The organism is Candidatus Goldiibacteriota bacterium HGW-Goldbacteria-1 (assembly GCA_002839855.1).
Classification (GTDB): domain Bacteria; phylum Oederibacteriota; class PGYV01; order PGYV01; family PGYV01; genus PGYV01.
Genome location: PGYV01000011.1, coordinates 1 through 13,971, shown reverse-complemented (window position 1 = coordinate 13,971; position 13,971 = coordinate 1). Strand labels below are relative to the sequence as shown.

The 13,971-nt window shown below is 43.9% G+C and carries 6 protein-coding genes, 1 tRNA gene and 2 pseudogenes; 3 read left to right on the top strand and 6 right to left on the bottom strand.

Annotation, left to right across the window (positions count from 1 at the left end; translation table 11 throughout):
• Position 1 precedes the first annotated feature (1 nt).
• The 3 genes from CVV21_10970 to CVV21_10960 form a co-directional block, all read right to left on the bottom strand.
• A complete protein-coding gene (locus tag CVV21_10970) occupies positions 2-619 on the bottom strand; it encodes a riboflavin synthase (protein PKL90796.1) in 618 nt (205 codons plus the stop codon).
• Positions 582-1,709 (bottom strand): riboflavin biosynthesis protein RibD, encoded by a 1,128-nt coding sequence (gene ribD, locus CVV21_10965; protein PKL90795.1) that lies wholly within the window; start codon positions 1,707-1,709, stop codon positions 582-584. The genes CVV21_10970 and ribD overlap by 38 nt, the downstream gene beginning before the upstream one ends.
• A gap of 338 nt (positions 1,710-2,047) precedes the next feature.
• Positions 2,048-3,781 carry a hypothetical protein gene (locus CVV21_10960; GenBank protein ID PKL90794.1) on the bottom strand — a complete coding sequence of 578 codons (1,734 nt, stop codon included), beginning with the start codon at positions 3,779-3,781 and terminating at the stop codon, positions 2,048-2,050.
• 166 nt (positions 3,782-3,947) lie between these two features.
• Between CVV21_10960 and CVV21_10955 the strand changes: the two are divergent.
• Positions 3,948-4,166 (top strand): annotated as a pseudogene (locus tag CVV21_10955) (hypothetical protein).
• A 1,647-nt stretch (positions 4,167-5,813) separates the two neighbouring features.
• Here the strand turns inward: CVV21_10955 and CVV21_10950 are convergent.
• Both CVV21_10950 and CVV21_10945 read right to left on the bottom strand, forming a co-directional pair.
• On the bottom strand, positions 5,814-9,191 hold the full coding sequence (locus tag CVV21_10950; GenBank protein ID PKL90793.1) for a hypothetical protein: 3,378 nt from the start codon (positions 9,189-9,191) through the stop codon (positions 5,814-5,816).
• Between the two features lie 16 nt (positions 9,192-9,207).
• Positions 9,208-11,529, bottom strand: coding sequence for a hypothetical protein (locus tag CVV21_10945; GenBank protein PKL90792.1), 2,322 nt, complete (start codon positions 11,527-11,529; stop codon positions 9,208-9,210).
• A gap of 178 nt (positions 11,530-11,707) precedes the next feature.
• On the opposite strand from CVV21_10945, the gene CVV21_10940 reads away from it, so the two are divergent.
• Complete coding sequence (locus tag CVV21_10940; GenBank protein PKL90791.1) at positions 11,708-12,931, top strand: hypothetical protein; 1,224 nt, start codon at positions 11,708-11,710, stop codon at positions 12,929-12,931.
• Positions 12,932-12,979: 48 nt separating this feature from the next.
• Positions 12,980-13,066: pseudogene (locus tag CVV21_10935) on the top strand (transposase).
• A gap of 324 nt (positions 13,067-13,390) precedes the next feature.
• Here the strand turns inward: CVV21_10935 and CVV21_10930 are convergent.
• Positions 13,391-13,476, bottom strand: a tRNA-Leu gene (locus CVV21_10930).
• Positions 13,477-13,971 lie beyond the last annotated feature (495 nt).

Genomic DNA, 13,971 nt, shown 5'->3' with positions numbered 1-13,971 from the left:
TTTAATTCTCCGTCCTTTTATTTGTCTGCCGTTCCACATACTTACTGATTATATCAAATTCCAGGTTTACTTTTGTGCCTTTATTATAAAATTTTACGTTTGTTGCTTTAAATGTCTCCGGTATTACAGAGACTTTAAAGCTGTCTTTGTTTACGTCAAAAGCTGTAAGGCTTATGCCGTCAACTGCAACAGAACCTTTTTCTATAATATATCTGGCGAACTTTTCAGGGTAACTGACGGCAATAACAATATTGCCGCTTTTTTTATCCACAGATTCTATCCGGCCCGTGCAGTCCACGTGCCCCTGCACAATATGCCCGCTTAAAAAACCGTCCGGAGTCACGGGGAATTCCACATTTACATTGCTGCCCGTGCGAAGCGCCGACAGGGTGCTTTTTTTCATGGTCTCCGCGGTTACATCCGCCGCAAACTCCCTGGCGTTTTTTATCAGGGACGCTGTCAGACACACGCCGTTTACCGCTATGCTCATCCCTTTTTCAGAATTTTTGATATTTTTATTAAGCCTTATTTCAAACACTTTAAGCCCGCCTTTGGAACGCACGGCTTTTATCTTTGCAAGGTCAAAGACTATCCCGCTGAACACTTTTAACCTCCGGATATTTTATTTCGCCGGAAATTAATACATCCGGCCCGAACTGTTTAACGGTATGGTTTTTTAATTTTATCGCGTCGTGCATCTTTTCAATTCCCATCTCCCCGGCAAACGGTATACCGTCGCTTCCCATTATAACAGGCGCGATATGTATATGCGCTTCGTCTATAAGCCGTTTTTTAAGAAAAGACGCTATCACCGTGCCGCCGCCTTCCAGCAGTACGCTTCTTATACCCCTGCAGAAAAGTTCTGACAGCACTTTGTCCGGAGCCGGTTTTTCTTCATTACCTTTAAGGTATATAATATTTATGCCCCTTTTTATCATCCTCTCGGCTTTTCTTTCTTCCATCCTTTTTACCGCCACATAAATATCTTCAGGCGCGCTGTTTAAATATATATTGCCTTTTTCCGGCATCCTGCCGTTTGTATCCAGAATTATTTTCTTAATTTTTTTACGCTTGTCAATTCTGCAGTCTAAAAAGGGATTATCATTTATAACCGTATTAATCCCCACAAGTATTGCGTCGCACATTAAACGCATTTTCTGCGCCTCCTGCCTTGCCGGCGCGGAAGTTATCCATTTGGATTCCCCGTTCTTTAAAGCCATTTTTCCGTCCGTGGAAACAGCCGCCTTCATGACAACATACGGTTTTTCTAAGGTTATATTTTTTATAAAAATCCTGTTTAACCGGCACGCTTCATCATGAAGCACCCCTGTTTTTACTTTTATTCCGGCTTTTCTAAGTTTATTAAAACCTTTGCCGGACACAAGCGGGTTGGGGTCTTTCATAGCGCATACCACTTCTTTTACACCGGCATTTATTATGGCATCCGCGCACGGCGGCGTTTTGCCAAAGTGAGAACACGGCTCCAGATTGACGTATAAAACAGCGCCTTTGGCTTTTGACCCAGCCTGCTTTAACGCTTCTACTTCAGCGTGCGCAAGCCCCGCTTTTTTATGATACCCTTCGCCTATAACCCTGCCGGATTTCACGATAACACATCCCACTAAAGGGTTAGGCGAGGTATGCCCTTCTGCTTTTGCCGCAAGTTCCAGCGCTGTTTTCATGTAAAATACATCTTTATTATCTTTCATCGTCCCGCCTTTATTAATATAAATAATAAGTTAATTTTATCATATTGCAGTTGAAATGGTTAAAGAAAAATAGATTTTACATTGGAGGCTTAGATGCTTGGATGCTTGGAATTAAAAATTAAATCTAAAATCTACTGCCGCGGGCTGAAGACCCGCGTCTACCAGATCTTTCCGACCTTCCGACCTTCCGACCTTCCGTCCTTCCGTCCTTCCGACCTTCCGTCCTTCCGTCCTTCCGTCCTTCCGTCCTTCCGTCCTTCCGTCCTTCCGTCCCTCCGTCCCTCTGTCCCTCTGTCCCTCCGTCCCTCTGTCCCTCCGTCCCTCATCTTTTTCTTCAGTTAATTCTGAATAAATATTTTCCCGACAATCAGCTGTTTTGAATAGTTGTTTCTTATCATATACATATAAATTCCCGCCGAGACATCAGCCCCGTTGCCGTTTTTTACGTCCCAGGTTATGAATGTGCTTTCGGCTTTAATTGACCTTACATGTTCGCCTGTAATGGTGTAAACCACAAACACAGACTGCGGCACCATGTTGGCCACTTTAAGCACCCCGTCTTTTGCCGCCGATTTGCTGAAAGGATTGGGGAAGACAATAGGCTCTCTAAGCGGGTATTTTGCTATTTCTGATGTGGCAGTTTTTGGATTCTGCCCCGCCTTATATACAGAATCATTCCAGTTTACCGTAACACTGTTATCTATGGAATCCGAATGTATTGCATCCAGCGTCAGGCTGAATTCAAGCACAAGCTGTTTTCCCGCTTCAAGCACATAGGACGGGTCAAGGACAAAAGTGACAGTTCCGCCCGATACCACGGGGTCAGACGCCGTCCTGAAATCTGTCCCCCTGAAACTTGTCCCCGGCGGCAGTACGTCATTAATGGTTATATTATACGCCGGCGACCCGGACTTGTTTGTTACAACCATCCTGTACTTTATCTCTGAACCCACCAGCGGGTTTTCTCCCGTAACTGACAGCTTAACTTCAAGATCCGCCGGTGTGGGAATAGGCGTGTGCGTATGCGTGCGGGTAAACGTGTTGGTAAATGTGTAAGTGACCGTATTTGTGAAAGTTTTCGTGAAAGTGTTTGTTACTGTGGGGGTAAATGTATTGGTATTTGTGGCTGTATTTGTGTGAGTGCGGGTAAAAGTATGCGTCCGCGTGTTTGTAAACGTCCTTGTAAAAGTACGGGTGTATGTCTGTGTGAAAGTGTTTGTGACAGTCGGCGTGTTTGTATGAGTGCGGGTATTCGTAAATGTCCGTGTGTACGTCGGGGTGTATGTATTTGTGGGCGTATTTGTGTCAGTGGGCGTGTTGGTATATGTGCGGGTATTTGTAAATGTCCGCGTGAATGTCGCTGTGTATGTGTTTGTAGGCGTATTTGTGTCAGTCGGCGTGTTGGTATTTGTCCTTGTATTTGTAAACGTCCTTGTAAATGTCGGCGTGTATGTGTCCGTGGGCGTATTTGTGTCGGTCGGCGTGTTGGTGTTGGTTCTTGTATTTGTAAACGTCCTTGTAAAAGTGGGTGTAAAGGTGTTGGTATGGGTGAATGTATTTGTAAAAATTGTCGTTGCCGTGTATGTATTTGTATTTGTCCTTGTGGGAGTATGTGTGCGCGTATCAGTGGATGTATAGGTATTTGTAAAAGTAAAGGTTTCGGTCGGGGTATTTGTATAAGTCCTGGTATTTGTGTTTGTAAATGTATTTGTAACAGTTGAAGACGGCGGAACCGTATTGGTATGGGTAAATGTATTTGTGTTTGTGGGCGTGTTTGTATTGGTTCTTGTATTTGTATTTGTGAACGTATTGGTGACGGTGGCAGAAGGCACTACCGTATATGTTTCCGTAAACGTATTTGTATTTGTGGGGGTGTTGGTATTGGTGTGGGTGTATGTATAAGTCCTTGTATTGGTATTTGTGAACGTATTAGTGGCGGTGGCAGAAGGCACTGCCGTATATGTGTCGGTAAACGTATTTGTACTTGTCGGGGTGTTGGTGTTTGTATGAGTGTATGTATAAGTCCTCGTATTCGTGCTGGTAAAAGTATTGGTGGCCGTGGCTGACGGCACAACAGTATAAGTCTCTGTGAAAGTATTTGTATAAGTACGGGTAAACGTCTGCGTGTGTGTAAAGGTGTTTGTGGGTGTATTTGTAAAAGTATGCGTGTTTGTAAAAGTATTGGTAAAAGTCCGCGTGAAAGTATAAGTATTTGTCCTTGTGTTTGTAGGGCTGTGGGTGTTTGTAAAGGTATTAGTGGGCGAATTTGTATACGTGGGCGTCCTTGTAAAAGTCGCGGTATTTGTATTTGTGTTTGTAAAGGTGGCGGTATATGTCCTGGTATATGTAGGCGAATTTGTGTTTGTATATGTCCTTGTGGGCGTCTGGGTAAACGTGGGCGTCCTTGTAGGCGTCAGCGTATACGTGTGCGTAAAAGTTCTGGTGAAAGTCGCGGTGGGTGTAAATGTCCGCGTGAATGTGGGCGTGTTTGTCCAGCACCTTTTGTCAAATTCAACGGTGTTGGAATTTCTGCTGCCGCCGTTCCATACCACGCGGCCGTAATTATTAGCCGTCGCGCAATTATCCTCCGCCTGAGTAATCTGCCAGGAATAATCAACTATGACAAAACTTACGTTTAAACATTTATTTCCTTCAAACCCCATTGGAAAAGAAATATCAACAAAATCACCATCTGCGGGTGACTCTATAAAATTAGGCCCCGTACTTGTATTTTGAGCTCCAGTATACTTGTATTGAAAATCAAGGGTAGCGGTAGAAGGCACCACCATATCCGCAATATCGTGGATTACAACCGGGTCTTCCGTGAATCCGCCTGTATTGCATATCTGAAAAGTAACCGTCACATCTTCCGTTGTAATGTCAGATACTTTGCTCATGGATTTTACAAGCGTAAAGTTTGGCGGAGGCGGAGGGTCTTCCGGCACAAGGGTGAATCCCTGCCTCATATACAGGCATGGATGTCCCGAATTTGAAGCTGTGGCGGAATAAGAACGCATTTTTACCCTTAAACCCGTTCCCGGGTCAAACATCTGTTTGCCCCAGGTGGTGCCTGTTACAACAACGGCATCGCCCCACGAAGAATGATTATATGTGGGCTGATACCAGTCTGCTGCCGGCGGAGAAGAGCAGTCATAAGTGGAAGTGTTTAATTTTACCCCGTCATCAGATGACATGTATGCGTGCTGTCCGTCGCTGTAAGTTACATCAAGAACCCACGACGTATAAATTTCACCCATACCTGTATCCCTGTTTAGAGCGGCAATTACGTTTCCACCGGTGGCATTAAGATAGGCAATAGGTACACTAACGCAGGGTACAGGGTCTGTTGAATCCCAGTTCACATAATTAAACGAGCCCATAGAATAACCGTTTATCCACACATCAGTTATGTCATCGCCGTTTACGCATAATGTGGCACTTGTCATTGTGGCGGAATAAAGGTTAAATGTGACAATATAAAAAAAGGCTGCCAGGAGAACTCTTTTAAGCATAAATTTCATACCGACCTCTTTTATATTAATTATTTTCCTTAAATATATTATCTCACAAGATATTTCGGAAGTCTATTTCATAATGTAAAACGGCATGTTGTTTTGATTTAACGTTTAATCAAAAATGGACAAAAGGACGGAGGGACGGAGAGACGGAGAGACGGAGAGTAAAGACAGAAATTATACACAATTTGAAAATTGGAACGATACAAACAGTAATGGCGTTGGGTGTGTTTTTTCAGTGCGTGCCGCCCTAACATAGTGTGTATGCGGCAGGGGCGGTTTAATGCTGCGCCGGCAAATCCGTATGTGCCGCGGGCTCACGGTTGCCAATGAATTAACCCGAGTGATGATTTCAAGTTTATTTGGATACAAGGATACCAATTTGCGGCGCGCGCTGAAAAAATATACCCAATGCCTGTTACACTAAGGGACGGAAGATAAAAACAAAAATCGAAAAATAGAAAGGCAAAACACCTGTTACGCTGATGAACGGAGGGCCGAAATAAAACAAAGACAACCTGCCGCACCTTAAAAGGTGCGCCTACCAGATCCAAACCAAGCTGCCCAGCTGCCCAGCTGCGAATTTCCACTAATTCTGTATGAACATCTTCCCTTTTATAAGCTGTTTTGAATAATTATTTTTTATTATATAAAGATAAATTCCGGGCGACACCCTTGCCCCGTTCCCGTTCTTCATATCCCAGTATATTTTGGTATTTTCCGCTTTTAACGAAATTACGTGTTCACCGGTAATTGTATAAATTACAAAAACGGACTGCGGCACCATGTTTGCCACTTTCATTTTCCCATCTTTTGCTTTTGCTATGCTTACAGGGTTAGGATATACCACAGGCGCGATTAAAGGGTAAACCACAACATCGGATTCAGCCTTATCCGGATTCTGCGCGTTTGTAAACACAGAATCGTTCCATTTAACAACAACACTGCTTTCAAAATAATCAGCCGTTATCCTGTCAATTGTAACGGTATAATCAAGCGTTATCTGCCCACCCGCAGGCAATACATAAGACGGGTCAAGCATAAACACAACGGTATTTCCTGTCTGTACCGGAGCTGATGCCGTCCTGAAATCCGTGTTTTTAAAACTTATGCCGTCAATAAGCTGCGCTGTTATCTGCAGATTGTAAGCGGGCGAGCCTGTAAGGTTAATTATTTCCATCCTATATTTAATTTCCGCGCCCGGCCTCGGGTTTTGCCCCGTGACAGATAGAACTACTTCCAAATCAGCCGGAGTTGGAATAGGTGTTGCCGTATAAGTGCGGGTGAAAGTATTTGTAAACGTGGGTGTATGCGTATATGTAAAGGTTTTTGTAAACGTGTTTGTAACTGTGGGGGTGAAAGTACGTGTAAATGTGGCCGTGAACGTAAATGTCCTTGTATTAGTAAATGTCCTTGTGTTCGTAAATGTACGCGTATGGGTCCTTGTGTAAGTATGCGTGAAAGTATTTGTAACTGTAGGCGTATTTGTCTGCGTCCTGGTATTTGTGTGAGTCCTGGTATTCGTAAAGGTTCTTGTAAATGTGGGAGTCCCCGTATCCGTGGGCGTGTTTGTGTAAGTCCTGGTATTTGTGTGAGTCCTTGTATGAGTGGGCGTGAATGTGTCAGTTGCCGTATTGGTATTTGTGAAAGTGTTTGTATTGGTTCGCGTATTTGTATGCGTCCTTGTATGCGTAAAGGTCCTTGTATGCGTAGGAGTGAATGTGTCAGTGGGCGTATTGGTGTTTGTGAAAGTGTTTGTATTGGTTCGCGTATTCGTATGCGTCCTTGTATGCGTGGGCGTGAATGTGTCAGTGGGCGTATTGGTGTTTGTATAAGTATTTGTATTGGTCCTCGTATTCGTATGCGTCCTTGTATGAGTAAAGGTCCTTGTATGCGTGGGTGTGAATGTGTCAGTGGGCGTATTGGTGTTTGTGAAAGTGTTTGTATTGGTCCTTGTATTTGTAAATGTCCTTGTAAATGTCGGAGTATATGTGTCGGTGGGCGTATTGGTGTTTGTAAAAGTGTTTGTGTTGGTTCGCGTATTTGTAAACGTCCTTGTAAATGTGGGCGTATATGTGTCAGTGGGCGTATTGGTGTTTGTAAAAGTATTTGTGTTGGTCCGCGTATTTGTAAATGTCCTTGTAAACGTAGGCGTGTATGTGTCAGTGGGCGTATTGGTATTCGTAAAGGTGTTTGTGTTGGTTCGCGTATTTGTAAACGTCCTTGTAAATGTAGGCGTGTATGTGTCAGTGGGCGTGTTGGTATTTGTCGGAGTGTTTGTGTCCGTATGGGTATTTGTAAACGTTCTTGTAAATGAAGGCGTACTTGTAAACGTCGGCGTATAGGTGTCTGTAGGGGTATTTGTATCCGTAAAAATTTCAGTGGGTGTATACGTATTTGTATGCGTCCTGGTATGCGTGTTTGTCCTTGTGTCCGTGGGCGTATAGGTGTTTGTAAAAGTAAACGTCTCTGTGGGGGTATTGGTATAAGTCCTTGTAAACGTCTGTGTGAATGTATTTGTGGCGGTGGAAGACGGCGGAACAGTGCTGGTGTGGGTGAATGTATTTGTATTGGTGGGCGTGCTGGTGTCCGTGGGCGTATCTGTAAACGTCCTTGTATATGTACTTGTATATGTATCCGTGGGCGTATTGGTAAATGTAGCGGTATTTGTATCGGTGGGCGTGCTGGTATTTGTATTTGTGTCCGTGGCTGTACGCGTGAACGTGACTGTGGAAGTTGCCGTTGCAGTAACAGTTATTGTCGCGGTAGGTGTGACTGTCCTTGTGTTGGTCATTGTATCAAAGAATGTATTTGTTGCGGTCGGCGTCGCGGTTCTTGTTGAAGTGTTGGTCCTTGTAACGGTCACAGTAGCAGTAAACGTGACAGTGGGAGTAGCCGTATAAGTTATGGATGTGGTGGCCGTAGCCGTGGATGTGCGCGTTACAGTAACCGTTGCCGAAGGCGTTGCGGTTATGGTGACAGTACTTGTGGGTGTTGAAGTGGCAGTACTTGTCAGCGTATTAAAAGGAGTTGCAGTATTTGTGGATGTGACCGTGCGCGTGGCGGTTACCGTTGAAGTTCTGGTTGCAGTGGCAGTTGCCGTAAAAGTCACCGTCCCCGTAGCTGTAAAAGTCACAGTGGCAGTCGGAGACGCGGTAACAGTCATCGTGCTTGACCTGGTCGGAGTGTATGTAACAGTCTGTGTATTTGTCCTTGTAGGCGTGGCTGAATTTGTAGATGTTCTGGTAAAGGTCGGCGTTGGCGGCTGAATCTGCACTGTGGCAACAGACGTCATAAAAGGCGTGCCAAGCGAGTTTTCAATCCAAACCACATTGGTCACAGACTGCCATGTATTAGTGGGTGTGGCGGTAGGAATAGAACACGGCTCCGCGCCTGTGTCAGGGTCAGTCACTCCCGGCGCTGTTTCTTCCTGAACCACGCCAAGCGTGTCATATAAGACAAACCATTTATAATCATCTTTTACAAGTACTCCGTGGCCTGAATAATCATCATTAACCGGATCAAAAGGATTTGCCCCGCTTATCGCGCCGTTTAACCGTATATTCTGCCCGGGCTGAAGCTGGGATCCGTAACTTAAGTTAAGCTGTATATACCTGTTTGCAATCCTGTCAGCAGCCTCCGTGCAGGTTGGAATTGTTGCCGTCGTTGAATTAACGGTTATCACGTTGCTTTGATTTGGATTCTGAAGGTCGCGGTTGTACCATGAAGCCGCAGGGGTAAATGTGCCGTTAAACCACGCCCTGACATATAATCCGGTTATATCTACCGGTGTTGTGCCTGTATTGTAAATAAATATTTCTATATTCATCCTGTCATTTGTTGCCGGATTATTTGATACCGCAATCTGCATATTAAGTCCGGCTGACGCGTACGCGGAAAAAAACGCAATAAATGCCGTGGCAAGCAAAAACACTCTGCGCGCTTTTATTCCGCTCTTTTTAAACACTTCAATCTCCCCTGCTTTAATCTATTCTTCCTGTCCAGGTAAAACACCCGTCGCTTCCGGGCAATGAATTATTCACGGTCCATCTGATAGTTCCGCTGCTTACAGTTCCGCCGCCGTTATTAATAACTGTCGTCCTTGGCGGAATTGGGTCTCTGATAACTATATTTGACGGAAGTTCGCCTGTATTTTCCCAGCATATTGTAAAAGCAACAGTTTCGCCCGCTTTTATTACATTAGGATTTGCCGTTTTTGTGACAGACAAAGCTTCAATACAGCCTATGCGTAATACTGTTTCATTGGATACAATAGGCTGATTATTGGTACTTTCCATCCTTGCCACGTTAGTGATGTTATTACATGTCCCAACAATGCCGCGCCAGGTAAAAGAACCCGCATCATTTGAAATACCGGCCGGAAGATTCCAGGTAAACGGCGTTCCGCCAAGACAGCCCGTACATGCGGGGCTGTTTATTCCCACCGGTATATCATCTATAACCTTTCCGTCTGAAACACTTTTTGGAACATATACCGCAAAATTATCATACCCGTCGCTTACCGGATATGCGGTATCATCACCGCCCTGATTGCCCACTCCCGGGCGCCAGTCATTATAAGTTCCGGTTCCCCTGCAGTCCCAGTCCGCAGTGTACATTGATGTGTCAAGGTAATTAATATCCCACCCTGTCGGTTCCGCGTCGCCCCTTGGCCACACCTTTGCCTGAATTCTCTGGCCTGTGGCTTCATTTATAACGTTAATTCTTACCCTGTACCACTGCCTTGCATAAACAGACCCCATCCTTGGCGGGTTTACTTTTGCGGGGATATCAGGATAAACTTTCTGGACAAAAAAGTTTCCCGGTGTGGTATCAATTGAAATACCAACGCCTATTGACCTTGCGGCGGTGCCTGTCTGTCCGTTTGTCCTTATAATTATCATTGCGTCTGCGCCGCTGTACCCTTCATCCTGAATAATTACATCACTAACTATCATACCCTGACAGAACTGGTCGCTTGTATCAGTGCCGCTTCCATCATCCAAAACAAGCGAAGGATAATGGCCGGCCGCAGTGGGGCTGTACCTGTTACCCTGCAGATAGTTGTCGCCTGTGCCGCAGTCATCGTGTATGTGCCACCTTCCATTATATCCATCCTCGGGAATGTGCCTCCACCCGGTAGGCGCCGTTGCATAATATTCCGTCCCGTTAGTGAACTCATCAAAGTTGTGGTAATTCTTTACGGACATCCCGTTTACTTCCCATTCAAGAAAATAAGTTATTGTGTCTCCCTGATTCAACACATCGGAACTTTGTGATTTTTCAAGGTTCAGCGTTGCCTGCCCTGTTTTAATGGAAACCGTTGAAGAATCGGTAAGAGCACCCATAGATGCATTTACCGTGTTATCAATAGTTGCCGGTGTAACATCGTGATCGCCGTTTAATTCATAAACAATCCACAAAGTGCCTTCTGTATATCCGGGCGCGCCCACCTTTGAAGGCAGCGTCCATGTCACGGTTCCCGTTGTGGCCCCTACAGCAGGTGCACCTGTAAGCCTTAACGCAGGCCCTGCTTTTACAAACCTAAGGTGATTTCCTGACGGTACAGGGTCTGTTATGGTAACAGGCCCTCCGTTGGCGTATTTGTAATTGATGGTGTAAACAAGCTGGTCTCCGTCTTTTGTAACAACACCTTCCGCGGCTTTATGAATATCAAGATAAGGCGGCGGAACAGGTATGTTAAACGGAATCATTCTTGCCCCGCACGCGGGTGCCGTGGGCGTTACCCAATGGTCTTTGTTAAGAGGCGCTTTTTCCACAACAATACTTAAATATAAACTTGTAGCCCCGCATCCCGAAAAATCATCGGCAGACGGCATAACAAGATTGTAAACAACTGTCTTTTTCTGCCCTTCGCCGCCTTCACAGTCAGTACAATCCATTGTATCGCCGTAAACAGGGCCGTCTCCCATTGTTGTATTATCGCCAAACCTGTCGCCCGATGACGATGCAGGCCCTAATGTCTGAACGCCTATTCCGGCAGTACTTACCAGAAACCACTGCCCGAATGTTGAAGGCGGTTTTCTTGTACTCTGATCGTGAACGGCAATTAGAATGTCATTATCCGTATTATCACCAAGGCATACTTCAACCGTTACGGTAAATGGCTCGTCAAATCCGGGATTGGTTGGCACCATAGAATAACTTAATATTTTGGGATTGTCAGCGTATGCAGCTGCAGAAAAAAGAATAAATATAAATAAAGATAAAATTTTCCCTGTAAAATTCTTTTTAATCATTAATCTTCTCCCCGTCAAATATAAATATCTTGTCAGGAATTGCATTTGCTTATAAACAAACTCCCTTACATATTATATTCAATTTATATTGTTTAGTCAATAAAAGACGGAGGGACGTTATTGTAAACTAAAGTGTGTAAATTAAAAAAAAGAGGGTTTTCTCGCTGTATAATGGTTGCTTTCCTACCACGGAAAAAGACCAAACACAGGAGGAACCCTCTTTATGAAGACTTTGTATTTAAACAAGACAAGTATAGCAAAAGCATTGGACCTTATGCCAGAAGAAATTTCAGAAAATTTTTGGTCAGACGCAGAACTAAAAATGAAGGAGTATATAAAATACTTCTTGGAACAATCTCTATTTTATGAAGCCGCCGAGTTTATAGACCGCGGTTGGCACGAGAGAGTTAAAAACGGTAAAAAAATATACAGAAACGGCAATAGAAAAAGAAAGTCCTTGTTAACTCACTTTTGCGGAGAGATAACGGATTTCGAAGTTCCAAGACTAAGAAATGCCATGTTTAAGTCTAAAATTCTCGAACGCTATTGCAGAAAGACACGCGAATTTGAACATGCATTATTAACTATGTATATAAATGGACAGAGTTGCAGAAGAGTTAAAAGAACAATTAAAAAGATATTCGGTGTTGATTTGTCAGCCGCCTCAGTTTCTGCAGTCTTGCAGTCAGCGCAGGACAAACTTGATGAGTGGCGTAATAGAAAAATAACCAAAAATTATGTCGCATTGGTTATTGACGGCGTACATATAAACTTAAGAGTTGGTTTAAAGTCAATAAGAACAGGCAAAAAAACAACATCAGGAGTGGTAATTACGGCTATGGGCATACGAGAAGACGGCAGCAAAGAGATACTGGGTTTTAAAACAGCATCCGGAGAATCTAAAGAAGCTTGTTATGGATTACTTAACGATTTATATAACAAAGGCCTCCGTTTACCCTCCGGCGCCCCTGTTATCATAGATGGAGCGGAAGGCTTTGCCTCTGCTGCAAATGAAGTTTTTCCTTACAACCCTCAACAACTTTGTGTATTCCACTTCATAAAAGGCGTGGCTGAATATGCCGAAAGCAAAAAAGAAGCTACCAAAATACAAAAAGAACTATCCTTCGTCTACAAAACATACCTAAAACAAAAAGATGTAAAAAACGCACTGGAAACTATTATTAAAAGTTATTGGAAAATTAATATGAGAATCGCCGGATATATAAATAAGCATTATTTGAAAACCCTGACCTATCTTGAATATGATAGAAACTGGCACGAAGCTTTCAAAACCACCAATTACATCGAAAGGTCATTTAAAGAAATCGGGAGAAAACTTTATGATGTAGGAGTATTTCCTAACATACGGTCTGCCGAGAGAATTATATTTCTACAGATTTTGGAGTTAAACTACAACGAAAATGGCGAGAAACCCTATTATGCTTAATTTAATTTACACACTATTCTTGACAGAATCCGGAGGGACGGAGGGACGGAGGGACGGAAGGACGGAAGGTCGGAGGGTCGGAGGGTCGGAGGGTCGGAAGGTCGGAAGGTCGGAAGGTCGGAAGGTCGGAAGTAAGATCGGTGGTTTGACGTCTTGGTTTAGATCTGGTAGGCGCACCTTTTAAGGTGCGGCAGTTGAATTTGTGTTTTTTAATTTGTAAAACACGCACCCTGAAGGATGCGGCTACCAAGGCTAAACCTTTAAATATTAAATATAAAAAAACGAGACGCAATACATTGCGCTTGTTTTATGTTTTTAGATTTGTTTTTGATATTTTAGGGTTTACTTCCGTCCCTCTGTCCCTCTGTGCATCCGTCCCTCGGGTTTTTGTGCCGTGCCGCAGATTTTACTTCCGTCCCTCCGTGCATCTGACCATCCGACCCTCTGCCCTTAATATCTTGGTGCGGATGGGGGGAGTTGAACCCCCACACCCTTGCGGGTACTAGTACCTGAAACTAGCGCGTCTGCCATTCCGCCACATCCGCACAAATATTAGTGTGATATAAAGATTTACCACATAATTAACCATGTGTAAAGCGTATAAATTTACAGTACCATTACAAGATTAAATACAAAAAGGACAGAGAAAGCCTTGGCTTTCCCTGCCCTTTGTACCACTCCCCGCCCCTGTTAATTATCTATTTTACAAAAGCAAATGACGCTGAAATAAAGAAAATAAACAGCATGCACAGAACAACATTTACCGTGGCCTTTGACACCTTCATGCAATTTCCTCCGCTTTGTATTTATTATTCCCTTGTGCAGTATGACAGAATAAGCGGAAAAAAAGTTCCATTTATTTAAAAGGAAAATAAAGAAAAAACAGGTGTGGATATCTTATTTTTTTTGATCAGATTGTATTGTTGTTGAAAAACCGGGATTTTAAGACGTGAGTTTAAGTTCCACTACCGCGGGCTAAAGACCCGCGTCTACCAAACCTTACAAGCTTCCTATCTGCTGCCTTTCCGCTAATGCTTAAC